We start from the raw sequence: 24,155 nt of genomic DNA, 5'->3' as shown, positions 1-24,155 counted from the left end.
ACTTTTCAAAGCTGTAAAAAAAAGCACTCTGAAATGGCCGACGAGCTTTTCAAAATAACGAAAAACAAAGTTTTTAAAGATGTTGACCCCGAAGCTTATGCCGAAGTATTTAAAAAGGAATTGGCTGCCGAAAAATCAAACTTGGTTAATGAACCAGTTATAGAAGCATATTATAAGGCTAATGATTATCAACCTACGTTTGTATTAAACCATTTAAGCAATGGCGATCTGGATGCGATACCCCAGTATTATAATAAAGCTAACCAACACGGATTAGATTCAAGCTTATTTAGCCCTAATGAACTTAAAGCTTTGATAGCTAAATTTCATGATGATAAGAAGATAAAAACAATTGATGAAGCATATCATGACCTTGCAAAGCTGGAATTACTTACCGCAAGCACACTAACCAAATACGCCAACGCAATTCAGTTTGGGGTAATCAATCCTAAAAAAATATATTCAAGATACTTTGTGGCAACCAAACGGCCTGATAGTACATCCACGAAGGCAGTGTTTACAGCTAACAGCATCCAAGCCTATCTTGACAGTATCCAGCCTAAAAACCCACAATATATTGCCTTACAGAAAGTATTTGTTAGTGGCGAGGCATTACCCGGGCTATCAAAAGAAGAAACACAACGTTATTTAATGGTTAACCTGGAACGTTTACGCTGGAGGAATAAACCTTATGAACCTAAATATGTATATGTTAACATACCCGACTATCGCCTTGATGTATTTGAAGATGGTAAATCGGTATTAAACATGAAAGTTTGTGTTGGCCAGGGACGTAACATGAACAAGGAAGAATCACTGATCCGGTTTGGAGATACAGCCAAAATTGACAAACCTTTTCCGCGCGAAACGCCGCAACTTAATAGTTTGATACATAGTGTTGATGTAAACCCTGTTTGGAATATACCGCAAAGCATAGCCACCAAAGAGATCATTGTTGAAGCAGCAAAGGACAGGTATTACTTATCAAACAAAAATATTGATGTATATAAAGACGGAAATTTAGTTGAAGATCCGGAAGATATTGACTGGTCGACCATAACAAAAGATAACCTGGAATATGATTTTAAACAACGCCCGGGTGATGATAATTCATTGGGTAAAATCAAATTCCTGTTCAAGAATAAGAGCAGTGTATACCTTCATGATACACCTGCGAAAGCTGCCTTCAGGCAAAGTATGCGTGCCGTGAGCCATGGTTGTGTGCGATTGGGAGATCCGCAGGCATTGGCTAAAAATCTTTTTGGAGAGGGCGAAGACCTGGATACCATAATAAAGGATATGAGCGAGGATAACCCCGAACCTACAAGTATCTCTCTGCCCAAAAAGACGCCTATTTATATAACTTACGTTACTTGCTGGGCAGATGAAAATGGCACTTTGCAATATCGCCCGGATGTATATGGATTGGATATTGTACTTTACGCTCATCTTCAAAAAATCATGGGCAAATAAAAATGCCCGGCTGATTAAAGCCAGGCATTAAATTTAAAAGGATAAGTATTTAAAGTTTCGTTATATCAAATGATGTTGTATCGGCCGCAACCTGGTTTAAGGGAGCGGTTTCATCAAGGTATTTTGAGGTATATGTATTATCGTTACCATTGATAAAAAACACCGATTTACCCTGGATTGTATTGATCACAAAATCAGCAACCTCAGGAGATACGGCCGGGCAACCAAAACTACGACCTAAACGTCCCATTTGGTTAATTGCGTCCTGCCCAACATAATCTGCAGCATGAACAACAATACCACGTTGACGGGCGCTAATGTTAAACCCTGTATCCATTCCATCCAAACGTAATGAACGACCGTGTTTCCCCATATAAATATCATCGGCCAGATAAAATCCCAGGCTGCTTTGATGCGAATCGTTACGATCAGAAAACTGATTTGCCATTTCCATTCCGCTTCCCTGGCCGTGAGCAACCCAGGTATTAAGAAGCAATTGTTTGCTAAATAGATTAATGATCCACATGCGCTTTTCGCGGCTCGATTTGGTAAAATCAACAACCGTAAGCACTGCATTATTTTGCGAGAGTTTATGGGCAAGTTTTAAGTTAGTGTAACCTGTAACCGCTTTTTCAAACACATCAAACGTTAATCCCGATTCCTGTAAGTTAGCTGCAATATATAGGCTATTAACGTACTGGTTAAATAATTCTTTTGCAGAAAGGCTTGAATTTATCCCTCCTTTTATTTTGGTCGAAGCCGGAGATCTCCAACCAATAATGGTTGCTGAGAAAAATAAGACCGCTAACGTTATACACCAAAAATACTTCCTCATACTTGTTTTTGAGTTTAATTTTAATCAAATAGTAAAATCAGTAACAGGCTTAGAATTTAGGAATTGAACAGCATTAGGAACCGAACAATTACAAATGTATAATTTTCTATTTAAAAAAAAGTCATTTTAATATTCTTTTTTACTAAAATGAAATTTAATTATTAATGAAGAAATTACAAATTGCTTATACGGGACGAAAAAGTAAAAGGTTTCCTCTAAAAATATCGATCATTCACCTAACAATGTTGTTTAAGTAGCATCGGATGTTACTTAAATGAATTAACGAAGGGTGCAAATTCCTTGGAAGTAGCTATCCTTTTTGATATCTCGAATATGTCGCCAATCTTCGTGTTCTTTAATTGGCCGCTGTCCCTTTTATACAGCAAGACATTTCCCGTTACTGAAGGATATTCACTATTAGAAACTAAGAGGCTTAGAGTATTTATTGCTTTTGACGAATTGATTTTTAAATCGTAGTCGCCCTTGTAATTTCCAGAAAGATTTAGGCCCGCTTTGGCAATCATTTTTTCAAACGATAATTCACCCATTCCAATAAACATTCTGTTGCCATTTGGGAAACGAATAAAGACAGAATCTTTACCGTAGTTGTTTTTTACTGCTACGGCATCATCTGTTTGTTTCATTTTTGCTTTAACGGAATCCAATAATTGTTTAACGGTCCAATTTTTTGTATAATTATTTTGTGATATGGATACGATATATGTTCCGATGATGGGAGCATCAGTATTGCGTATGTACCCCCCTTTAATCAATGTATTTATATCCGTGATATTCAAACTATCCACTTTCTTTGATAAAATAGTGTCCGTTTTTGATTGTGATCGACAGCTTGAAAATGTAGCTAACGTACATAATAGCAGAAAAAAAGAAAACTTCATCAGGTTCATTTAATATTTATTTTATGCTAAATATATTGAAATCAACCAATACTTTTTCATCAATGCTTCAGCCCATACTACAATCTAAATAATAAATTCCGTATGCGTTCTCATGGACCAAGCCTGGGTGCTATCTACAGATTTACCAGCTTAGATTTCAGACTCTTTATTCTATTACCTTTTCCGTTCTTTTAGTGTTATCAATCGGTAATCGATTTACCCTATTTTACCCATTTTATTTTGCTTTCGAGGGGAATGTTTCTTTTTCCTTCGGGATGATGATCTGCATAACCAAGGTATAGTACACCAATTACCTGATCCTCATCCCGTAATTGTAAGAAACGCTTCATGGCAGGTTTTAGTATTAAGCCTCCCGTACTCCAGAATGAAGCCATACTCAATGCCGTAGCGCCGAGTAGTATGTTTTGAACAGCGCTGGAAACCGCTGCGACCTCCTCAAATGGGGGAATTTTTGGCAAATCGCCACGCTGCATAATGGCAATAATAGCATGCGAAACTTTATCCCCCTGGTGCAACATATTATTAAAAACAGTTTCGTTAAAATCTTCCGGGCTTACACTTTGTTTGTATAGTTCGGCATGTTGATGGCAAAACTCTGCTGGGTTTTCATATACAACAAAGCGCCAGGGTTCGGTAAAGCCATGAGTTGGCGCCCAATCTGCAAGCTCAAGCAAGGCTGCAATATGACCATTAGGCGCTTTATGCCCATTCATCATGTTGGGCTTAACGCTGCGGCGGGTTTGTATAATATTAGATATTGTTGCGAAATCTGTAGAATGCATGGTAAATGAGAATCAAGAATTAAGAGTCAAGAATTAAGACTAAAAAAAGGATTGTTTGTTGAAGTAATTTGGAAATAAGTAAAAATATAAGAGTCAAAAACCTATAAATCGTTGGCGTGCTTCTCTTGATTCCTGACTCTTAATTCTTGATTCTTCTTTAAAATATCGGTGGAAATTTAGCTGGATTTGCCTCGCTCATAATGGCATAAACCGCTTCAACAATATCATCAAACGATGGTTTGCTAAAGTAATCACCATCAGAGCCATACGGTGGGCGGTGTTCTTTAGCGGTTAACGTGCGTGGTTGCGAATCCAATGAATAATATCCTTTTTGACCTTCCACTATTTGCTGTATGATATAGGCAGAGGCAGCTCCGGGTACATCTTCATCAACCACAAGCAGCTTGTTGGTTTTCTTTAATGAGGTTCCGCAAACAAATCCTTTATCAAAAGGATACAGTGTTTGAGGATCAATAACTTCGATGTGAATACCCATTTTCTCCAACTCTTCGGCAGCCTCTAATACGATGCGTAAGGTTGAACCGTATGATACAACAGTAACATCGGTACCTTCCTTCATTACTTCGGCCACACCTAAAGGCACGGTAAACTCACCAACATTGGCAGGTAACTTTTCTTTTAACCTGTAACCATTAAGGCTTTCGATAACCAACGCAGGCTCGTCGCCACGAAGCAGGGTATTGTACATGCCGGCTGCCTGGGTCATGTTACGCGGTACACAAATATGAAAACCACGCATCGAACTTAATATCATACCCAATGGCGATCCGGAATGCCAGATCCCTTCCAGCCTGTGTCCGCGTGTACGGATAATGAGCGGCGCTTTTTGCCCACCGAAAGTACGGTAGCTTAAACTACCAATATCATCACAGATAACTGTTATGGCGTAAATAAGATAATCAAGGTATTGTATTTCGGCAATTGGCCTTAAGCCGCGCATAGCCAGGCCCATTCCCTGCCCTATGATTGTAGTTTCCCTGATACCGGTATCGGTAATACGCAGATCGCCGTATTTACTTTGTAATCCCGAGAATCCCTGGTTAACATCACCAATGGCTCCCACATCTTCGCCAAAGGCAACAATAGTTTTATCGCGCTCAAAGTTGGCATCAAAACAGGCATTTAACACCTCTCTCCCATCTATCAATTTTGCATCCTCGCTATAAGTAACAGGCACTACCGGAACATATAGGGGTGATTGTGGGGTATCAGAAAATAACCTGGTGTTGTAGCGGGTAATATTTTTGGCATTCTCGGCATTTAACCAGTCAACCAATATTTGCCGCTCTGCAGAATTTTCATGTACGGTAGCTCTTAGTGCTTTACGTATAGCTGATACTATATCTTTACGCCCGGCATCATAGCATTTGCGTAATGTATCTACAATTTCGTCAATTGTATTTTTAACTGAAACGCTTTCGGCAAACTGTTCTAAAAGGTTCGCGGCTTCTTCCAGTTCAGTACTAATTATAACGTTCAGTTCACTTGCCACTTCCCGCTGGCAATCACGCACATATTTCTTTGCTTCGGCTTCCAGTTCATCCAATTCCTGCGGCGTCGAAATAGCCGATGTTATCATCCATTGACGCATTTTTAGCAGGCAATCGTTCTCATCTTCCCAATTTAAACGATCTTTAGTTTTGTACCTTTCATGCGAACCGGAACTGGAGTGGCCCTGCGGCTGCGTCATTTCGATAACGTGTATCAAAACCGGCACGTGCTCTTCCCGGCATAATTTTATTGCCCGTGCATATGTTTCGCAAAGGGCGATGTAATCCCAGCCTTTTACTTTAAATATTTCAAAACCATTTGAGCCATTTTCTCTTTGAAACCCTTTTAATATTTCTGAAATATCTTCTTTAGTGGTTTGTAGCTTGGCCGGAACAGAAATGGCATAAGCATCATCCCAAATAGAAATAGCCATGGGTACCTGCAATACACCGGCTGCATTAAAAGCTTCAAAAAAAACGCCTTCGGATGTTGCACCATTACCTATGGTGCCAAAAGCAACCTCATTACCATCAACAGAAAATTGTTTAAGGTATTCCAGTTCTTTATTCTGTCGATATAATTTTGAAGCATAGGCTAAACCCAGCAAACGTGGCATATGGCCGCCTGTTGTTGATATATCCGATGAGCAATTCATGGTTTCGGCTTGGTTTATCCAGCTACCATCTGCATTCACAAAACGGGTTGCGTAATGGCAGTTCATTTGCCTTCCGGCAGATGAAGGATCCTTCTCCACATCGGGATGAGCATAAAGCTGAGCAAAAAACTCTTTCAGGTTGCTCATACCTGTAGCAAACATAAACGTTTGATCACGATAATATCCTGCACGCCAATCGCCGGCACGAAATGCTTTGGCCATAGCCAATTGAGCAACTTCCTTACCATCACCAAAAATACCAAACTTAGCCTTACCCGTTAAAACCTCTTTCCTACCTATTAAACTGGCTTGCCTGCTTTGGTAGCCAATACGGTAATCATCAATCACAATTTGTTTAAAATCATCAAAACTGAGCTCAGCTGAATCAAATTTACTGGTTGCACGTATTACAGTTTCGGGCATATAAAATTTTGTTTAGACGGTAAAATTATAAAATTCTATTCTGTAATTGGTATAGTAACAATTAAAACATGAAGTAATGCTAATAGTTTTGTTATTACATTAAACCTTTTATATTTGTGATAATCAAATATAGCATATGAAAAAGATATTAATGATTTGCGCAGTGGTATTAGGTTTTGCCTTTACCGCATCGGCACAAGATAACCAAAAGGCCGAGTTTAAATTTAACGAGGAAAAACACGACTTTGGTAAAATACCACAAGGCACCCCCGTTACCACTGTTTTTGAATTTACCAATATTGGTAAAGAGCCACTTATACTTACCGAAGTAAGGCCAACCTGTGGTTGTACCATTGCCGATTATACCAAAACTCCTGTAAAAAGTGGTGATAAAGGCACCATAAAAATTACATACAATGCTGCTGTTGCCGCGCCATTTAACAAAACAATAGTAGTTAAATCAAACGCTGTTACGCCCGAGAAATATTTAAATATAATTGGCGAAGTTGTTGCTAAACCAGCATCAAGCAAGTAATTACTACTGCAATTAAGCTCAAATATCACTGATAAATACGGAGTGATTAAAATATTAAGGAAGACCCAATTTGGGTCTTTTTTTGTTTATGGGTGGTAATAAATTGAGCTGTCCTATCTTTTTACTAATTTTGCACATGCCAAAAATATCTCAAAAAGGGCAACGCATGCCCGCATCCCCTATACGTAAATTAACACCTTATGCCGATAAGGCTAAGCTGGACGGCAAAAAAGTGTACCATTTAAACATTGGCCAGCCTGATATTGAAACGCCCGAAGGCATGCTGAATGCCATTAAAAATATTGATTTTAAGGTTTGGGCCTACACTCCGTCTGAGGGTACCTTAAGCTACAGAAAAAAGCTTACAGAATACTATAACAAACTGGGCTATAACATTACGCCAGATAATATTATTGTTACCACTGGCGGATCTGAAGCTATTACCATTGCGATGATGGCTTGTTTGGATTCTGGTGATGAAATGATCATTCCTGAGCCTTTTTATGCCAATTACAACGGCTTTGCCAGCCAAAGCGACATTGTGGTAAAACCCATCCTATCATACATTGATAACGGATTTGCCCTGCCTCCCATCAGCGAGTTTGAAAAACTGATCACCAATAAAACCAAGGCGATCATTATTTGCAACCCCAATAACCCAACGGGTTATCTTTATTCGCAGGAAGAGCTGGATGCCTTAAAGGTACTGGCTTTAAAGTATGACTTATATCTCTTCTCTGATGAAGCTTACCGCGAATTTTGCTATGATGGCCGTACATTTATTTCGCCAATGCACCTGGACGGACTGGAGGAGAACGTGGTGGTAATGGATACTGTAAGTAAACGGTACAGTGCCTGTGGCGCCCGCTTGGGTTGCCTGATTACCAAAAATAAAGAACTGCACAGCGCAGCATTAAAATTTGCGCAGGCAAGGCTAAGCGCCGGCATGGTTGAACAAATTGCCGGCGAAGCTGCAGTTGATACTCCTGATGAATATTTTGAAACCGTAAATAAAGAATATACCAGCAGGCGGGATACTTTGGTTACAGCATTAAATAAAATAGACGGCGTTTTTTGCCCTAACCCCGGAGGCGCATTTTACGTGGTGGCCCAGTTACCTATTGACAATGCCGATAAGTTTTGCCAATGGATGTTGGAAACCTTTAGCTATAACAATCAAACCGTGATGATGGCGCCCGCAACCGGCTTTTACAGCACACCCGGTGCAGGCATTAACGAGGTACGCATGGCTTATGTAATTAATAATGATGATCTTAAAAGCGCCATGATTTGTTTGGAAGAAGCGCTAAAAGTGTATCCAGGCCGCACAGTTGGCAGCGAACACCTGTTGGCTGGCAAATAGTTTTTTAGCTCGCCTTCATCCATTACCCCAACCAAATCCAGCTTTTAGCTCGGTTTAGTTGGGGTTTATTATTCCCTTTACTTTCTGTTTGTGCCTTGTTAAAGTGGTAATCATGTTCAAAAAACACTCCGCACATCATTGTCTATTATTAGTGCTTTTTTGATCAATTCAGTTAATTTTACACCTCGCGATTGCCCCTATCTGGACATAATTAGGCGAATATTTACAAATTCTGATGGGCTTAATCCTCCGCCCTGCCTCATCAATCTTTTGGCTTTTAATTAAACACAAGTGTTCGGTTTTTTAAAAGCAGATGTTCGGGGTGTGTTCGGACCTAATTCTTTAAAACCACAACACATTAATTATCAATAAATTACTAATTTGTCCTTTTTATTTAAGAACACTTAATTTACTGACTATCAATTATTTGATTTTTATTAAATTTTACATTGTGTGTATTCCTTCAAAAAACCGAACACCTTTGATTATTGCAAATAGTAAACTAACAAAGCCAACTTTTTACTTATATTTGTACCCTTAACTGCAAACTGCCCACCGGCAAATGCGAACTCAAAAAAATGGGGTCGACCGGAATTGACAGGATGGAGATAAGTAGGTAAGCATGCAGCGCGTTGGGTGAATTAGCGCTTAAATCTGAACGCTCAAACTTACAAATGGCGAAAATAACTACGCCTTAGCTGCTTAATTTAGAATTAAATAGCTTTTGTCCCGCCGGTTCTGCGTTTCATTGGATCGGCAACCGGGGCATCGAAAAATGAAACTGGCCTGCTTAAGGTGTGCATAGCGGGCGAGATAAAGCACCTAAGGAAAACGGTACAGGTACGCGACTGACCTTCCATTTCCCTACAATTAAACAGAAGCTAAGCATGTAGAAAGCTTACCTTATACCATGTTTGGACGAGGGTTCGAATCCCTCCGGCTCCACTCAGAACGCCTTAATTTATTGATATTCAATACTTTACATCAATGAATTAAGGCGTTCTGTTTTTGTTTCTAAATTATTCAAATATTTGATAATCAATTAATTACGTATTCGAATCCCTCCGGGTTTATAGCTATAATTGCAAATTATTAATTATCAACAACTTACAAAGTTTACATTTTTTAATTACCTGAAAACAAGTTAGTTATATTTAATGTTTTTTTGCGTGTTCGACAAGCTAAAATCCATTACCATCAATACAATAATCTCATTATTAATAACTTAACCAATTATCCGGGCAATTTTTCATCACCATACAGGTCTCTTAAAGTAGCTTCAACAATAATTTCAGCAATTAAATTCAGAAATTCCAATTTTCTAATTCTTTCTTGTTCAGTCATCGCTTTATTGATTTTAAAATCAATATCGATATCTTCTACACATTTGATTCTTTTAGCTTTTCTATTTTTCATAACTTATTTTTTTAAAAGTTATGGAAAAAATACTACCTCACATTAATTGACAAACAGAGAAAACGTGTTTTATCTGAAGTAATCATACTTTGGTTAGCTACCATAGTGATAATGCAACTGCTATCTACAAAGCCTCCGAAAAACGTAGCTGGTGCAGATAAACGTGATGTTTGGAGGTGCATAGAAACAAGTAGAATTAAATTAAGAAGATTCAAAGAAACTTTATATCCGTCATACTAATCAACATCATCTACAGCCGAATGGTGTCCTTTTCTGCTTTCAGGTATTCTTTTATATTTTCAAGGTCGGTACTAATCTTTTTGGAGCCCCAAAATTTGAGTGCTTCAATCGTATTTAAATGGCATTTTTTGATCTTCTTTCCACTCCCACAGGGGCATTGAATGTTCCTGCCGATGCCGCTTTTATTTAAGATGCGCGTGATAACGTCACCATAATATCCAGGCTCGTAAGGTCTAGCTCTTCTTTGTAATACTGCATCACACCTTGCAAATGATGACCGTATTCAGCACCTGCATAACATTGCTTTTCTAGCTTATATAATTGATTGGCTAAGAAGCTATATACCTTTTCGGTAATGAAACTGGTTAAATTAATACCCTTTTTGGAAAGAATGATAAGGTTGTGTTCAATATCCATACAGCAAATATCTTCGGGTGACACATGCCAATCAATCTCACGGGGTATGATCTTGTTTTTTTCAATTAACACAGGTATGCAATACGGATAACTTTCAGGTACAAGCAAAACAATACCGAAAGTATTCCAATAAACACCTTCGGTATCACAAATATCCAATTCCCCGACTACACGCCATGTTTTATACTCGGCGTTCCATTTATAGGTAAGATTAGGAAAATGATCCCTTACCTGTATAAAATCGTGTTCGAAAAGGCTTTTCACCTTATTTGAAATTATAATAAGGCTTACTTACCGCCGCGATCGGTGCTAGGTTTGCCGGGTTCCAGTTTGCCATGGCCACCTGCTTTGTTTTCAGTTGCAGGTTACCCATAAGGTCGGTTGCAATAAAACTCTGCCGTTTTAGAAATTTCAGCCACGCGAAATCATACTGGGTATAGTTAAAACGCCCTTCTGGTATCTGGAAGATATACCGGTCGCGCTCATCTTCGGTACGCTGGCAAACAGGGCTATAGAATTCAGCCAGAAATGGGCTTTCATTTTTCACATGATCCCCCGCAACAATACCATTACTAACTGCACTGCCTTGCATCTTACTGGCCAGGCTAATATGTAAGCTGCAGGTAGTAATCTCACTAATTTCACCGATCCCTGCCATTCCCCAAACCACATCGCGGTCATATCCTAGATCAAGACCAATCCGGGTATAAATATCTTCGATACCCTGCTCATTAAAAAGGTTTTTGAGATCGGTTTTGACAAAATATGTAAACACGCTAGAAAACTGCAATGCCCGTTCTACAGCCGTAGCAGGAGTCATATGCTTACCACCAAAATAAACAAACAGCCCGTCACTTTGAAGGCGGTGTACATACCCACCGAATATCAAGCAGGTGTGAATCGCGGCGCGCTGTATGGTATTAGTAATCACCCATACCGTTTGCGGCACATAGCGCTTAAACAGGTTAGTGGAGCCCTTAATACCCACAAACATGGATACGATGTAATTATTCTCAAGCGTTTCTGAATGCTTCAGGTGAACATGGTCTGGATGCGCACCGAGTTGCTGGTCAAAATTAGGCACCAAGCCCAATTCATTAGCAAAATCTGCCAAGCTGGGCATTAATTTTCTCTCCGGGATTGCTTGGTTCAGCGCCATTTTACTTTGCTGTCTGCACCAGGGTTGTGGCTTACTTTCGAAGTGGGGTTTTGGGATAAGCTATAATTTACCTATTCCTATAAGCTATGTGGCATGTAGTTTGTTTGCTGGATATCAGCTAATTTAAAATGGCTTGCGCCGACAGTTCAGATCACTGATGAGATCGATCCGCTGCGAAGTGAAGGGATAACTTTGGTACAAAAATCAAATACTGCCGGTGTTACAATAGATACTAAAAACTATGATGGCGTTACACACGGATTTTTTGGTATGGGAACAATTATTTCTGAAGCGAAGGATGCAGCAATGTACGCGATAGGTCATTTGAAAAAAGCATTTGGAATGTAAATGAATTAACAGCCTGTTAACTGAACAACACCTATATGAAAGCATTAATCATCAATTGTACGCTTAAACGTAGCCCTGGATTTTCCAATACGGGAGCAATGGCCGAAAAGGCTGCAGGACAACTAAAAGAACATGGGTTTGAAACAGAGATCATCCGTCTCAATGACTATCACGTGTTAACCGGTAATTCTTCAGATGAAGGGGATGGCGACGAGTGGCCGTTTATACTGGAAAAGATCAAATCTTGCCAGATATTTATAATAGCAACCCCCATATGGATGGGMAACCTRGCTTCTACTTCTCAAAAAGTAATTGAGCGATTGGACGCTATTTTCCGTGACGAAGARTTAAGCAGCGAGGAAAACGGGCAGTACATGCCTTATAACAAAGTTGGGGGCTGCCTGATTACCGGCAACGAAGATGGCGCGCATAGTTGTGCCGCGCAAGTRCTTTGGGCTTTGCAAGAAGTGGGCTTTACCATCCCGCCAAATGTAAATGCTTACTGGGTAGGCATGGCCGGCGGYGAGCAGGATTATGCAGAAGCGGGTGGTGAACGCTATTTGTACACCAATAAAACGCTTCGTTATATGACCGCCAACCTTTCATGGTTTGCCARGCTGCTGGCAGCGAATCCAATCGGCACCAATTTACTGGAGGAAGATAAAAAAGCGGAAGCAGAAAGCGATAAAGAAGAAAACAACTAATCTTCACTGGACCGTATATGCTATAAACACATTTTTTGCTGGCAAAATCGGCCAAAGGTTACATTCCTGAAGCATTCTTTATCCTATCTTTTTCATCAGAAAGCTGCCTTTTTGGGGTCTCTTTTTATGAGTATTATATATTAAATAAAAATAAAAATGGCAAACTCGCAGTGATATGCGGCTCATCAAGCAAAAGCTGCCCGGCTAAATCTACCCGGATGAATTAGTCGATATCATCAATCCCTCGTTAATATCTGTTAAGACTTTTTCATATATTCTTTTATCACCATCGGTCATAGCAGACAGTAACAATTGCTTTTTCAAAAGGTATTCCAATGCATGTTTTTTATCATACTGCAATACCCAGCTTATGTTATCGATTATGTCACAATATTTAACTGTTTGGGCACCAGGACTGATACAGATTAGACGCTCTGCTTCCTTTGCTTTACGTTCCGTTTTACTCAGATTCGGATAGGCGTTTGAGGTAAATACATCTGTCAGCTCCACTACGCAGGTTGTAATATATCCCGCTTCTGAATTGGTATAACCGACCCTGGTCAAAGCTTCCAATAATTCATTTTCGGTAGTTGGTGTATCTTCCAAAAGATCGTGACAGAGACCGATCTCATAACCCATGTTGGTTGCCGACCGGGCCATTTTTGCTACAGCAGCCAGGTGATTAAAATAAGGCTGACCGCTTCGTTTAATCAAATGGCCTTTGTATTTTAATTTAACCCAGCGTATTAATAATTCAGCAGGTGTCATTTGAGCTTATCCAGTTTAAAATAACCCAGGTGAATTTCATCCTCCCGTAATTCTGCCCCCTCGCTGATTGCAAGCCGGTATTTTTCTTTAAATGCAGGTAAGAGCAATTCTTCGATCTGGTAGATGTTGTCGACATCAACCCCATATTTTTCATCAATATGAGCTGYAGCGACGCCTTTTAAGGAATTAGTTTTAAAAAAGACGCTTTTCCTGGCGGCTTGAAYAGCCAATATACGACTTTCCTGCACAGTCAATACGGTGTAATGCTGTTCTTCCAGTATGCCGGAGGTATAACCTCCAAGATTTAAAAAGAACAGTTTTTTCAATGAAACGGGYACTTCGTCATTTTKCAATACCACCCGGATAGMGCAATTATCCACTTTGGTCACTTCCCGCCAGCCGTCGATGTGCAAACTGTTCCCGGCATCAGGCCAGAAGGATTTAACTTCAGTCACCAGATCCTTCAGRCTATCGGCRATGCCAAAGAAAAAATCATGTTGTTCTATATTCCTTCCCGGGGTTTCTGCCCCGAGTAATAATAAATATAATTTCATTTAAATAGTCTTTTGAGAATGGTAGCGGAGGCTTCTTCACTAAAATCCAAACCGGAATAATCCGGGTTGTAGCCGCCGATATAAGGCACTGCCATAATGTAAATCCGGTCATTAAAGGCGCCGTAAGCATCAACCACCTGGAAATGGTCATTAATGGTAATGCCCGGAACTTTTAAATAATAGTCCCCGTTTTGATCCTGCGATACCGCTCTCCCCTCTTCCATCGCTTTACGTCCTTCCTGCGTCGAACTGAATTTAACGCGGGCCGGGCAAACCGTTTTTTGGCTAAGCAAGCTTTTAAACGGAAGATCTTCAAATGCTAGGTGCGGCTGACCGATGCAATCAATGTAAGTTTTAAAATACACAGCCTTGCTCTGACCAGATTCATCAGTATAGTGGTAGGTTGCACCACCTTCGGTCATTGCTTCCACTTTACTATCGTCTCCTACCGGAATAAGGCTTAAAACACCGGCCTGATGTAAGGCGAGCAATTCTTCACTGGAGCTTTGGGGAATATAGGCGATCACGATAGAGATTAACGGTGTGAGKGACTCTTGTAATCTTTGCATATCTTCTGCCGACAAGTGTTTGGCAGGATAATTCAAAGCAAAACTCAATACGCCCAGCATTTCTTTCCAGTACACCGATTCCTTGCGTTTGATCGAYTTTTCKGCTTCGTCATACTCTGCCTTGAGTAATTGGAATGGATCGAGGCGTTCACGAAGTTCCATCATCTTAGCCACGAATGCTTCCATGTTCATATTCTTGATCTGCTCGTAAAAAGCAGGGTCACTGGTTTGTATGGGTGCTTTGAAATCTTTTTCAAAAACATAATCGAGCGACAGGAAACCATTGTTACCTTTGATATGCGCGGCGATCTCTTCCTGGCTGAGCAGGGAATCGTTGGAAAGGTGAGAATCCTCCAGGTGAAACCGTACCGCAGGTAACATCCCGTTTCGGGTATGCAGGATCAATTTAAAGTTTGAGCTCTCGCCTAGGGTTTGATAGTATAGCTGCCCCTTTTTATCTTTTTCAAACGTTCCGTTATGCCGTGCCAGCGTCCTGATTGCATCAACCGCGGTCAGCGATGACCCCTTAATGGCCACAGGGTGGTCCAATTTCAAGGCCAATTTGATTGGCGGRTACGGTGAATCAAAATAATTAGGCACTATACCTTCATGTTTTTGCGGCCAGTGATGGCCGGTACAAATAATTACCTGRTCAAACTCAAGTTCCGTTTCGCCATCAATTTCTACCAAAATTRTTTCCCGTTCAGGCTGATCAATGATATCCGTAACCTTACTGTTATAATGCACCTCAAAATCAATACCCGTTTCTTTRGCCTGTTTTTGCAGCAGGTCAAATTGCTCAGTCAGGTACTGACCGAACAGTAAACGTGGCAATACTTTATATTCGTTGAATCGCTTCGGGTCAATATGAAATTTGTCAAGGGTGTCTTTCGGTACGTTTTTGATCCAATCAGCCAGAAGTGTTACCAAAAMGGGAATTTCGTTACCAGATACATTGGTAATATGCTCATCATTGGCACCTTCGGCACTATAAGGCATTCCAGCACCCAATCGCTTTTTCTGCTCAAAGATGGTTATCTCTATGTCCGTTCTCTTAGCGTCCACCAGTCTTTTAAACATGAACAGGCCGCTTGGACCTCCGCCAACAATGGCTATGCGCTTCTTATCTTCCACTAGTTCAGTTTTAACATTAACAAGCAATCTTCTGTATAATTTGTTTGCGTACTATAAACTACCTTTTTGATTTTGGGCACTAAAGTCATTTGTAGCGATTATGATAACTAACAAACCATTTTTGGACGCTTCTTTCATGCCATCGGTGGGAACGAACAAAATATTTGCCTGCACAGGGTCGCTGCAATAAGCAAATAGTGACTGAATAAGTTTCGAAGGGCGCCTAAACCGAGAAATGAGACTGGTTTATTATGCGGTAATCTTTTAGGAAGTTTGCCAAACTTCTCAAGTCTCCAGTAGCATATGTATGCCGAATAAGCGCCTGCCGGAAATCCGGATGAGCAGAAAAGCGATCACAAACATCACCGCACTCAGGCTGCTCATCTGGAGCGTGTAGTGCTCCCAGGATAATTCCGTTACGTAAGTTTTTTTTAGATCTAAAGTTCCTGATTAACAAGAGCGCGCGACAATGACATTAACTCATACCTAAACAATTGTCTTTTTAAATAAATCAACAACTAAAAGGGTTGCCGCTTGTTGACCTTTAAAATATCGCCTATGAAAAATCCTTTTAACAAAAAAGACAACACAATGCTTTACATCGCGGCTGCCATCACTGGGGCATTGGCTGCAGGGGCCGGAATTTGGTTTTATTTACGCGGAAAACGTGCCGCAGAGGCTGAAGCTTACAGGCTAGGCCATGCCCAGGACTACTTAAGGGCTAAAAACAAGATAATGAAGAAACACAGAACTGATATAAGTAAACTGGCCGATATTGTACACCACCCGCAGGCATAATTCATCAATCAATTTGTAATTTACAAAACGTCATTAATAAAAGTCCCGACAGTGAGTGCTCGGGACTTTCGTTTATAATGTGATTTAATAAACACTTGGGTCGATAAATGATTCATTTGACTTTGTAATGCCATATAAAATTCTGCTAGTCCTTAGATGACTTATTCACATACTAATCTTAAGAATAGAGATTTATTAACTTATCGACAAACAATGCGGGAATATTAACCACAACAGAAAACCTGAACGCTACATCCATATCTATTGTATGATTTATTAAACATTCAAGTGATTTAACTGTTCAAAGATTGATGAATTTAAACGAAACACATTCGTCGATCATGCTTATCGATGATGAAGAGCTTGATAATTTGATCTTCAAAATGGTGCTTAGACGCTTGCTTCCAAATCCCACAATTGACACTTGTTGTAATGGACAAAAGGCGATTGAAAAACTAAGAATACTTAATTATGATTCTACCTCGTTGATGCCCGATTTCATTTTTCTTGACTTAAGGATGCCGGTCATGGACGGCTGGCAATTCCTAAAGGAATTTGCGGAGTTAGCGACCCTCGCTGAAAAAAGAAGTAAGCTGTTTGTATTATCTTCCACAATTGACAAACAAGATATCCGGGAGTCAATTGACAACCCCCTTGTTTCTGATTTTCTGTCCAAACCAATCAGCTTAGACAAGCTCAAATCTATTTTTACTGCTTAAAATTTCCGATATCTATGCCAAGTCATATTCTAATTATTGAAGACGATACTGATATTTTAAATGTACTGGAACTTGCATTACGTTTCAGTAATTTTACGGTAAGTGGAGTTTCAGAAACACAAGATATTTTTGAAACCGTTTACAAGCATAAGCCTGACTTAGTGATAACCGATTATATGATGCCCGGACTAAATGGGGGGCAAATTTGCAATCTCCTCAAAAGCCAGGAATCAACCCGCCAATTGCCGATAATATTGATTTCAGCTTATCATAAAATGGCGATATCATTAGGAAATTTCAATTATGATGCTTATATTCCAAAACCGTTCGATGTTGACAAGTTGATTTCTGTTATCAATAGCCTACTGGCAAAACAATGATCAAAGCGAAATAAAATACATTAGATAACGAATAGTGTGAACCCAGGAAAATCGCATGTACAGACAAAATACATCATTTAAAAATATTTATTGCATCAGTCGATGTTCGCGTGGTCTCGACACGTAAATTTGATGAATCAGCTGATGGGACATTCAATATTGACATTCCTGGTTTAGCGGCAACATTAGAATAGTATTTCAGCGGCAGTTAGATATAAAACGAAAGTTCGAAGTTTTCAACACGCTTCCTTCAGGAATGGAGCTAAATCAATATCCACAACATCATTTTCGTTCGGATACAGAATTCAAAAAAAACATTATATAACTTACGATGAGCAATCGCCAATATTAACTTATTGAAATCAGCTGAATTATTAAGTAACCGATTTAACAAATAAAAAAACTAAAACGCTTGTTCCTGAGGGAGGGGCATTGGTAATCATTATTGAAGAGTTTTAGCTTTTATTTTTTACGATTCTAATTTTGCACCAAGTTTCTATAGCATTTAATTTCGATTTTCAGATAAATTATTAACTTATATGAAGTTCGGTATGCTTTTTGAGAAAATATTTTAATAATTAAAAACATGCCCTTGTATTGTAATAATAGGCACCTCAACCCAAAGAAAATCGCATTTTTTATCGCATGGATTTGTTTTTTGCCATTATCGGGATTTTCCCAGGCAGAACTGCAAGGCTCGTTAAATATTACAATAAATAGCTTTAACGGAATTAATTTAGGTTCGGACATCAGTTCTATACCACATGATGAACTTTCCTATTTAGACAACAATAACAAGTTTGACGCTGACAGTTGCCTTATCTATGCATTGAGCACCTCTGACTCTACAAAATATCAAGCTGACCTAAATTTAGAACTCATCGCGCTACGTACATACAAAAACAAGATTGTAAACATTTATTTATTTTTTAAAAGGTCAATAGGTTATAATATTTTGAGAAATTTCCTTGCGAATTATGGTGTTTTTACGAATAAGCCAAATGATTACGTAGATATTTACGACTGGAAATCAATTTTAGCCAGCGTATCATTGCGCTATGAGCTAAAAACTGATCTTGGTGTTGCAATATTTGAAAGTAACACTCTAAAAAATCAGATTTTGGCAGATAAAATTAAGCGGAAAGGGAATGAGTCAAATCAAGCGAATACTAATACACTAAACAGCAGTTTAATTAAGATTAATGAGGCAATGCAATAATTAATCAGCCGAATTATTTCTTGGTGAAGCTATTAGATAATGAGGAACAGATGTTTGAGACAATGCAAGCCATTTGCGGTTTATATCAGGAGAAAAGAAAAAAATGTTTTCCTTTTTTGATACTACCAAATAAGGCTGATTAGCAACTAAGACTATGTTTCCAGTTACTTCCAACACTGTCATTTTAAAATCATCCAATGCTCGCTTTTCGAATTTAACTCCTGATTTCATGTGTACTACCACGACAAGGGCAGCCTTTCCTCCGTTTCTGCCTAAATCAAGATAAACTGTAGAATCTCCATTAATTTTTATATTATAAATACTATCTACAATAACGCGATTCTCGCCTACATGGGCAATTGCACGCGACGCACGAATGGCATGCTGGGCGGATACTTGACTACTAAAAAGCAAACTAACTAAAAGGATGAAAAAGACATCCTTCCTGTTAGCGAGAATTTTAAAATAAGCCGTTTTAATGATATATCATTTTATGTTATCGTTTTATACGGCAAGTTAGTTAAATATGTTTCTATAAAATTGATACCTCCCAATCCAGGTAATTGAAACCAAGCATTGCTTCTGCTGCTCAGCATTTTTATAATTAGAAGTGTTATTATAAAAATCAGAAAAATTATTGCAAAAGATAAAAATTTTATGGGGGAATTTTATCAGCAAATACAAAAACAATGCTGCAATTATTAAAGAGTACGTAAATCACCTTTTTTAATTAATAGATAGTTGTGTAAACATAAAAACGTATTGATCTGCGGCAATAAAATTCATACGTTCGTAAAAATCGAACACTGGTAAAAACCTGTTGGTCATTAAACCGAGCAATTCAATCTTATTTTCAACCAAAATAGGGTCTTTTTCATATCGTTAAGGCACTTTTTAAGGTTGTAGGGAACGAAACAGGGAACGAAATTTTATTAATTATCATAGCTTTACGAAAAATGAAAGAGAAAAAAGGCCAGACTATATTAGTCTCAACGTGGAATGAAATTGAGTTCAATTTAATCCCAACACCTTCACATATCTGGACATTGAAAACTTTTTACAAACTACTGCAAAAGATAGGAATTGGGGTAAAGTATCATACAATTGTTACCGTGGAGATTTAAGCCTATTTTTTAAGTTGTTGGTCACACAAAAAATAATACCTGATAATCCGGTTACACTATCCGAAAAGAAAACCACTAAAAAATGATTCTTCCAGATTTGTAATTTTTGAAGAAGATGAACTAAAAAATGTTGTTGACTTATTAGCGAATGATGAAGCGTTCAGAGAATTATACATTGCTGCAAAGCTTTTATTTTTTCTCAATGTTAGGCCAATTGAAATAACCCGGATACAGGCTTACAACTTAGATTTTGAAAAAAGAATATTATGGTTGGAGGCGGAAAAAACTAAAAATGGCAATGAGGCAAAATGGGAATTAACTGATGAATTATTTAACTTGTTCGATAATTATGTTGGGAATACACCCAAAGAATATTTTGTGTTTGCAAATCGTAATACCCCCAAAGCGATACGAGCACATAAGGATTTTTTAGGGCAACGTTGGAGAGCATTTAGGGAAAAATATGATATATCGTCACACCTTAAATTTTATGCCCTTAAACATAGTGCTGACTGGTACGACCTTGAATCAGGGGTTGGTATACAAACAATAAGTCAACGTAATATACACGCCAACCCAAATGTAATTGTAGCCTACGTTAAGGAACGATTAAATAAAAAGATAATCAAACCATCACAAAGCAAAATGTTTTAAAGTAAAGAGGGGTTATTAACCCCTCTTACTTCATAATTAATCAATGGAAAAAGAACTTCAAAAAATTCAGAATGAGTTATCATCCCTCAAATCTGATGTTGCTGAAATTAAAAATCTGATTAGAGAAATTCATACTATTTTTCTACCACCATTAAAGGTTAAAAAAACATTAACCCGGAAGCAAAAAAAGGAATGTAAGAAGCAGAATTTCAAGAAGAAAGAAGATTAATTCATTTGGGTTGGATAGCTAAATACGAAAGAAATAACAAAACACCCGGAAAATAATTAAATCCTCACATAAAATTTACTCATACAGTTGTAGCACTTATATCTATGCATTGGTAACCAGAAGAATAATAATTTAAATAAGCTACCTCTTGAAACTCTATGATATGATACGGTAGAACATTTGGGACAATGAATATTTTTCTGAGTGGGATTATTTATATCTGTCATTACAAGAACGTTTAGGGGTAAGTATCTAAGGTAATTATTAATTACTGTTAACCCTATCTTATCATCAGCCTTAGATTAAAATGCTTTTCAGATGTTAAACTATTCAATCTGTAATAATAAAAAAGACTTACGTCCGTTTAGAACGCAAGCCTTTGCATTTTTAGTTATAAACAACCCTATTGAAGATAACTAATGAATAAACTGAGAAACAAATATATTGTTTGCAAGTATTTATTTCTTTTTAAAGCCCCTAAAAAGGGCTTTTTAATTTAAAATTCTTTTTTGGTTTTATTCAATAATTGAATTTACCCAGGAGTTAAAAAAAGTCAAATGTTTCTAATTTCCCAATCAAAAAAACTAAAACCGATGTTTCCAATATCGTTTCAATAAATTTAAATATTTAACTATTAATTACATTGGCATAATATTTGCCATCATTTATGTGCCTTTATGAGAATAGTGGCATTTAATCAATAGTTAGAAGGGGTAAACAGCGAGTGTGAACCCCTTTTCTTTTTATCCAGATTTACGAAACAAACCTGTTGCAATTGCCGTACAAAAGCAACTATTGATTAAATGCGTATTTCCGACAGGTTGGTTTACTTCAAGCCAATCTGTTTTTAAAAGTAAGGGGTAGAATAATCGTAAAATCTTAACGTTTAAGTTATATCAAGAGTACCATAAAATAATAATGTGAGAGTTATGTATTTTAAGTAAGCCCCAAAAAAGGGCTTTTTTTATTTAAACTTCTTTTTTGCTTTCGTTCAATAATTGAATTTGTTCAGGAGTTAAATAGTGTTCAATATTTCTTATGTCTCCATCAATGATGAATAACCATTCCGAATTTAAAGAAGAATCTAACGGAATAAATTGGAGGCGTTTTCCTTTTAAAAGTTTATTTTCATGAAGTTGTTTTTGTAATAATCTTATTTTCAGGCTCATATTCAGGTGAGTTATGTACCAAAAACAAGCCCTATGTTTAATTGTTATTAATTTACGGTTAAATTTATATTACTTATAAATCACAAAATCGTTTAACTGATAGGTAGTTATCCTTTTTATTTTTCATCAATCCGTTCACCAAGGGCTTGAACACCATCAACAGTTAGTTCGTGCTTATTCACGTGCAATCGTATCCATTGGTTATTGGTTTTAACTAATGAACCGTAGCAATAAATATTGACGAATACCATAAAATACTCATTATCCATCCCTACCGGGGCGACGAACAAACATTTATCCGCTCATCACCTATTACTGCTTCAAATTTTAGATTAAACATCGCCACAAAACTATGCTAAAAAATTTAGTCATTTTGCCAATGGCGGGCTATTGCTGAAAGGATTTGCAATTGCTTATGCTCTGGCATCATAGCCAAATCATCAGCCAATTCTTCAACCTTATTAGCCAAAACCAACTGTATTTTTTGTCTGATTTCCTTCGTGGTTTTATTCTTAACTCCCGGTACACGTCCCCCGGTTTTCGCTCTCCCCTTTCAAATGGCATATTCTTTTCTATTTCTATTATTGAGTAGGTAATAAGATATATGTGCGAGAAAAAAGAGGGAGGTTGATTAGTTTGAAGAAATTTTAACTGAGTACCTTTCAAATAAAACAGTTAGATTTACTGTACCTGAACTTCCTCGTTATGAAAACCTTAAATATCATCCTAATATTACTTTTCGGGTTCCATTTCATAGGATTTGGACAAGATACTATCATTCGAAAAGACATCGGCCCTAAAGCTATTGCATTTGGAAAACTAACAGGCATTCATTATAATGCTGCAATAATCTACATTGCTAATCGACACTTTACACAAACATTAAACTTCACAGCCGAAGAGTTTAAAATATTAGATACCTTAATATTACGAGATACATCTACGTATAAAATCAATGACACTGATATCAATTTAAAGGTTTACAACAGCATAAATCTGAATGTTACCGGACAATCAATTAAATATTTAACAATGAATTTATTGAACTGTAAAAGCATAAATATTCAAGATGTGTCTATCGATAAGTTTTTTGTTTACAACAGGTATAACGACCCCAAATTTCCGGAAGACACAATTATACCGAATTTCAAAATCCAAAATGGAACTTTTGAACACTTCAGCTTAATGAAATCTGCCAACAATTTTACAATTGATAGCTCTAAAATACACAATATGTTAGTAACCTACTCTAACTTAAAAAATACATTCATACTTAAAAATTCTAAAATCGACACCATTGAATTTTTATCATCAACCTTACCAGATACTTCAATTTTCAAAAACCTCGATTTAACTAATATGACGGGGTTCATTGATTTAACCAAATTAGTAATTCCTGAAAACTCTGATAAATTATTAATTTTAGGAAATATAGACTTTTCAAAATTCAAAATACCTTTCACAAAATGTACAATAGTTATAGATGCAGAAAGTGATTATGAAGACCAAATAACCCTATACCAAACTGTAATTAATAAACTTAAAGTACTTGGTTTAAACAAAAAGGCTGAAGTTTTAGATAAAAAATATCAAGAGATTCAATATTTACAAAAGGGTAAATATGTTATAAACATTGTATCTAAATACTGGTGGGACTACGGCTATAATAAGGGATTAATATTTACCAACTCCTGCGTATTGTTTTTTATCTTTTTTATCATTAACCTATCATTGTTTGATAAGTTGATAGAAGTTTACATACCCGATAACATAAAGATATACTACAATAATCTAAATAGAAATTCGCATAATACAAACACGTTAAAAACCACGATTGTTAAAACTCCAATCGTCTTATTGTATACTGCTTTTATATTTTGGGGATTTAAATTAGATTTAAAAGAGATTAAAATAAAAAACTGGTTTTCCATATCGCTAATCATTTTAGAATATACTATAGGCATTATTTGTTTAGCTTATTTGGCTAACTATATAATTTCTAAATAATTTATTTTCTTTTTTAGGGCATTCTGTAAAAGAGCAGACTATTTATCTG

26 protein-coding genes and 1 other RNA gene are annotated in these 24,155 nt (G+C 37.5%); 13 read left to right on the top strand and 14 right to left on the bottom strand.

The genetic code is table 11. The annotated features are described in order from the left end of the window. Positions 1 to 33 precede the first annotated feature (33 nt). Positions 34 to 1,473 carry a L,D-transpeptidase family protein gene (locus tag AC1DYB_RS25490; protein WP_477439112.1) on the top strand — a complete coding sequence of 480 codons (1,440 nt, stop codon included), beginning with the start codon at positions 34 to 36 and terminating at the stop codon, positions 1,471 to 1,473. A gap of 49 nt (positions 1,474 to 1,522) precedes the next feature. Here the strand turns inward: AC1DYB_RS25490 and AC1DYB_RS25485 are convergent, their stop codons facing one another. The 4 genes from AC1DYB_RS25485 to AC1DYB_RS25470 all read right to left on the bottom strand — a co-directional run bounded on the left by AC1DYB_RS25485 (position 1,523) and on the right by AC1DYB_RS25470 (position 6,600). Then, a complete protein-coding gene (locus AC1DYB_RS25485) occupies positions 1,523 to 2,308 on the bottom strand; it encodes a murein L,D-transpeptidase catalytic domain family protein (protein ID WP_477395051.1) in 786 nt (261 codons plus the stop codon). Between the two features lie 266 nt (positions 2,309 to 2,574). Beyond that, on the bottom strand, positions 2,575 to 3,207 hold the full coding sequence (locus tag AC1DYB_RS25480; RefSeq protein ID WP_477439110.1) for a hypothetical protein: 633 nt from the start codon (positions 3,205 to 3,207) through the stop codon (positions 2,575 to 2,577). 221 nt (positions 3,208 to 3,428) lie between these two features. Then, positions 3,429 to 4,010, bottom strand: coding sequence for a nitroreductase family protein (locus AC1DYB_RS25475; protein ID WP_477439108.1), 582 nt, complete (start codon positions 4,008 to 4,010; stop codon positions 3,429 to 3,431). Between the two features lie 157 nt (positions 4,011 to 4,167). After that, complete coding sequence (locus AC1DYB_RS25470) at positions 4,168 to 6,600, bottom strand: alpha-ketoacid dehydrogenase subunit alpha/beta (protein ID WP_477439106.1); 2,433 nt, start codon at positions 6,598 to 6,600, stop codon at positions 4,168 to 4,170. Between the two features lie 136 nt (positions 6,601 to 6,736). Here AC1DYB_RS25470 and AC1DYB_RS25465 point away from each other — a divergent pair, with 136 nt between their 5' ends. The 3 genes from AC1DYB_RS25465 (at position 6,737) to ssrA (ending at position 9,446) form a co-directional block, all read left to right on the top strand. Next, positions 6,737 to 7,135, top strand: a complete 399-nt coding sequence (locus tag AC1DYB_RS25465) for a DUF1573 domain-containing protein (RefSeq protein ID WP_295711907.1) — start codon at positions 6,737 to 6,739, stop codon at positions 7,133 to 7,135. Between the two features lie 136 nt (positions 7,136 to 7,271). Then, positions 7,272 to 8,498 (top strand): pyridoxal phosphate-dependent aminotransferase, encoded by a 1,227-nt coding sequence (locus tag AC1DYB_RS25460; protein ID WP_477439104.1) that lies wholly within the window; start codon positions 7,272 to 7,274, stop codon positions 8,496 to 8,498. A gap of 580 nt (positions 8,499 to 9,078) precedes the next feature. Next, positions 9,079 to 9,446: a transfer-messenger RNA gene (ssrA, locus tag AC1DYB_RS25455) on the top strand. 285 nt (positions 9,447 to 9,731) lie between these two features. On the opposite strand, the gene AC1DYB_RS25450 is transcribed toward ssrA, so the two are convergent. The 4 genes from AC1DYB_RS25450 to AC1DYB_RS25435 form a co-directional block, all read right to left on the bottom strand. Further along, a complete protein-coding gene (locus AC1DYB_RS25450) occupies positions 9,732 to 9,914 on the bottom strand; it encodes a hypothetical protein (RefSeq protein WP_477439102.1) in 183 nt (60 codons plus the stop codon). Positions 9,915 to 10,164: 250 nt separating this feature from the next. After that, the gene (locus AC1DYB_RS25445) at positions 10,165 to 10,329 is read right to left on the bottom strand and encodes an SEC-C metal-binding domain-containing protein (protein WP_477439208.1); all 165 of its coding nucleotides are present in this window, start codon (positions 10,327 to 10,329) and stop codon (positions 10,165 to 10,167) included. Between the two features lie 11 nt (positions 10,330 to 10,340). Continuing rightward, on the bottom strand, positions 10,341 to 10,835 hold the full coding sequence (locus AC1DYB_RS25440; protein ID WP_477439100.1) for a hypothetical protein: 495 nt from the start codon (positions 10,833 to 10,835) through the stop codon (positions 10,341 to 10,343). A gap of 1 nt (position 10,836) precedes the next feature. Beyond that, positions 10,837 to 11,730 (bottom strand): hypothetical protein, encoded by an 894-nt coding sequence (locus AC1DYB_RS25435; protein WP_477439098.1) that lies wholly within the window; start codon positions 11,728 to 11,730, stop codon positions 10,837 to 10,839. Positions 11,731 to 11,841: 111 nt separating this feature from the next. Here AC1DYB_RS25435 and AC1DYB_RS25430 point away from each other — a divergent pair, with 111 nt between their 5' ends. Both AC1DYB_RS25430 and AC1DYB_RS25425 read left to right on the top strand, forming a co-directional pair. Next, positions 11,842 to 12,078: an alpha/beta hydrolase gene (locus AC1DYB_RS25430; RefSeq protein ID WP_477439206.1), complete on the top strand. Its 237-nt coding sequence runs from the start codon at positions 11,842 to 11,844 to the stop codon at positions 12,076 to 12,078. Between the two features lie 35 nt (positions 12,079 to 12,113). Next, a complete protein-coding gene (locus AC1DYB_RS25425; RefSeq protein ID WP_477439096.1) occupies positions 12,114 to 12,782 on the top strand; it encodes a flavodoxin family protein in 669 nt (222 codons plus the stop codon). Positions 12,783 to 12,992: 210 nt separating this feature from the next. Here the strand turns inward: AC1DYB_RS25425 and AC1DYB_RS25420 are convergent, their stop codons facing one another. From AC1DYB_RS25420 to AC1DYB_RS25410, 3 genes are read right to left on the bottom strand one after another with little or no spacing between them, the layout of a single operon-like run. Then, positions 12,993 to 13,550 carry a hypothetical protein gene (locus tag AC1DYB_RS25420; RefSeq protein ID WP_477439094.1) on the bottom strand — a complete coding sequence of 186 codons (558 nt, stop codon included), beginning with the start codon at positions 13,548 to 13,550 and terminating at the stop codon, positions 12,993 to 12,995. Next, positions 13,547 to 14,104 (bottom strand): DUF1543 domain-containing protein, encoded by a 558-nt coding sequence (locus tag AC1DYB_RS25415; protein WP_477439092.1) that lies wholly within the window; start codon positions 14,102 to 14,104, stop codon positions 13,547 to 13,549. The genes AC1DYB_RS25420 and AC1DYB_RS25415 overlap by 4 nt, the downstream gene beginning before the upstream one ends. After that, positions 14,101 to 15,807, bottom strand: a complete 1,707-nt coding sequence (locus AC1DYB_RS25410; protein ID WP_477439090.1) for an FAD/NAD(P)-binding protein — start codon at positions 15,805 to 15,807, stop codon at positions 14,101 to 14,103. The genes AC1DYB_RS25415 and AC1DYB_RS25410 overlap by 4 nt, the downstream gene beginning before the upstream one ends. A gap of 558 nt (positions 15,808 to 16,365) precedes the next feature. Between AC1DYB_RS25410 and AC1DYB_RS25405 the strand changes: the two genes are divergently transcribed. The 4 genes from AC1DYB_RS25405 (at position 16,366) to AC1DYB_RS25390 (ending at position 18,923) form a co-directional block, all read left to right on the top strand. Next, complete coding sequence (locus AC1DYB_RS25405; RefSeq protein ID WP_477439088.1) at positions 16,366 to 16,605, top strand: hypothetical protein; 240 nt, start codon at positions 16,366 to 16,368, stop codon at positions 16,603 to 16,605. Positions 16,606 to 16,916: 311 nt separating this feature from the next. Next, on the top strand, positions 16,917 to 17,324 hold the full coding sequence (locus AC1DYB_RS25400) for a response regulator (protein ID WP_477439086.1): 408 nt from the start codon (positions 16,917 to 16,919) through the stop codon (positions 17,322 to 17,324). 14 nt (positions 17,325 to 17,338) lie between these two features. After that, on the top strand, positions 17,339 to 17,704 hold the full coding sequence (locus AC1DYB_RS25395) for a response regulator (protein WP_477439083.1): 366 nt from the start codon (positions 17,339 to 17,341) through the stop codon (positions 17,702 to 17,704). 586 nt (positions 17,705 to 18,290) lie between these two features. Next, positions 18,291 to 18,923, top strand: coding sequence for a hypothetical protein (locus AC1DYB_RS25390; RefSeq protein ID WP_477439081.1), 633 nt, complete (start codon positions 18,291 to 18,293; stop codon positions 18,921 to 18,923). Here AC1DYB_RS25390 and AC1DYB_RS25385 read toward each other — a convergent pair whose 3' ends face one another. Next, entirely contained in the window at positions 18,924 to 19,337 is a 414-nt protein-coding gene (locus AC1DYB_RS25385) for a hypothetical protein (RefSeq protein WP_477439079.1), read from the bottom strand. Between the two features lie 749 nt (positions 19,338 to 20,086). Between AC1DYB_RS25385 and AC1DYB_RS25380 the strand changes: the two genes are divergently transcribed. Further along, on the top strand, positions 20,087 to 20,701 hold the full coding sequence (locus AC1DYB_RS25380) for a tyrosine-type recombinase/integrase (RefSeq protein ID WP_477439204.1): 615 nt from the start codon (positions 20,087 to 20,089) through the stop codon (positions 20,699 to 20,701). Between the two features lie 43 nt (positions 20,702 to 20,744). Then, positions 20,745 to 20,930, top strand: coding sequence for a hypothetical protein (locus AC1DYB_RS25375; protein ID WP_477439077.1), 186 nt, complete (start codon positions 20,745 to 20,747; stop codon positions 20,928 to 20,930). A gap of 968 nt (positions 20,931 to 21,898) precedes the next feature. Here AC1DYB_RS25375 and AC1DYB_RS25370 read toward each other — a convergent pair. Both AC1DYB_RS25370 and AC1DYB_RS25365 read right to left on the bottom strand, forming a co-directional pair. Next, positions 21,899 to 22,099, bottom strand: coding sequence for a hypothetical protein (locus AC1DYB_RS25370; RefSeq protein WP_477439075.1), 201 nt, complete (start codon positions 22,097 to 22,099; stop codon positions 21,899 to 21,901). A gap of 116 nt (positions 22,100 to 22,215) precedes the next feature. Beyond that, positions 22,216 to 22,389 carry a hypothetical protein gene (locus AC1DYB_RS25365; protein WP_477439073.1) on the bottom strand — a complete coding sequence of 58 codons (174 nt, stop codon included), beginning with the start codon at positions 22,387 to 22,389 and terminating at the stop codon, positions 22,216 to 22,218. 415 nt (positions 22,390 to 22,804) lie between these two features. Between AC1DYB_RS25365 and AC1DYB_RS25360 the strand changes: the two genes are divergently transcribed. Next, positions 22,805 to 24,106: a hypothetical protein gene (locus AC1DYB_RS25360; RefSeq protein ID WP_477439071.1), complete on the top strand. Its 1,302-nt coding sequence runs from the start codon at positions 22,805 to 22,807 to the stop codon at positions 24,104 to 24,106. The last annotated feature ends 49 nt before the right edge of the window (positions 24,107 to 24,155 follow it).

The sequence above is a fragment of the Mucilaginibacter sp. P2_A4 genome (genome assembly GCF_056405015.1).
The sequence above is the reverse complement of the archived record's forward strand: the minus strand, read 5'-3'. Positions and strand labels throughout refer to the sequence as shown.

Coding starts and splice junctions, on each gene's coding strand:
- AC1DYB_RS25460 (WP_477439104.1), top strand. CDS start 7,272: ATGCCAAAAATATCTCAAAAAGGGCAACGCATGCCCGCATCCCCTATA.
- AC1DYB_RS25390 (WP_477439081.1), top strand. CDS start 18,291: ATGCCCTTGTATTGTAATAATAGGCACCTCAACCCAAAGAAAATCGCA.
- AC1DYB_RS25420 (WP_477439094.1), bottom strand. CDS start 13,550: ATGACACCTGCTGAATTATTAATACGCTGGGTTAAATTAAAATACAAA.
- AC1DYB_RS25480 (WP_477439110.1), bottom strand. CDS start 3,207: ATGAAGTTTTCTTTTTTTCTGCTATTATGTACGTTAGCTACATTTTCA.
- AC1DYB_RS25450 (WP_477439102.1), bottom strand. CDS start 9,914: ATGAAAAATAGAAAAGCTAAAAGAATCAAATGTGTAGAAGATATCGAT.
- AC1DYB_RS25465 (WP_295711907.1), top strand. CDS start 6,737: ATGAAAAAGATATTAATGATTTGCGCAGTGGTATTAGGTTTTGCCTTT.
- AC1DYB_RS25435 (WP_477439098.1), bottom strand. CDS start 11,730: ATGGCGCTGAACCAAGCAATCCCGGAGAGAAAATTAATGCCCAGCTTG.
- AC1DYB_RS25405 (WP_477439088.1), top strand. CDS start 16,366: ATGAAAAATCCTTTTAACAAAAAAGACAACACAATGCTTTACATCGCG.
- AC1DYB_RS25400 (WP_477439086.1), top strand. CDS start 16,917: ATGAATTTAAACGAAACACATTCGTCGATCATGCTTATCGATGATGAA.
- AC1DYB_RS25475 (WP_477439108.1), bottom strand. CDS start 4,010: ATGCATTCTACAGATTTCGCAACAATATCTAATATTATACAAACCCGC.
- AC1DYB_RS25370 (WP_477439075.1), bottom strand. CDS start 22,099: ATGAGCCTGAAAATAAGATTATTACAAAAACAACTTCATGAAAATAAA.
- AC1DYB_RS25360 (WP_477439071.1), top strand. CDS start 22,805: ATGAAAACCTTAAATATCATCCTAATATTACTTTTCGGGTTCCATTTC.
- AC1DYB_RS25490 (WP_477439112.1), top strand. CDS start 34: ATGGCCGACGAGCTTTTCAAAATAACGAAAAACAAAGTTTTTAAAGAT.
- AC1DYB_RS25470 (WP_477439106.1), bottom strand. CDS start 6,600: ATGCCCGAAACTGTAATACGTGCAACCAGTAAATTTGATTCAGCTGAG.
- AC1DYB_RS25485 (WP_477395051.1), bottom strand. CDS start 2,308: ATGAGGAAGTATTTTTGGTGTATAACGTTAGCGGTCTTATTTTTCTCA.
- AC1DYB_RS25375 (WP_477439077.1), top strand. CDS start 20,745: ATGGAAAAAGAACTTCAAAAAATTCAGAATGAGTTATCATCCCTCAAA.
- AC1DYB_RS25395 (WP_477439083.1), top strand. CDS start 17,339: ATGCCAAGTCATATTCTAATTATTGAAGACGATACTGATATTTTAAAT.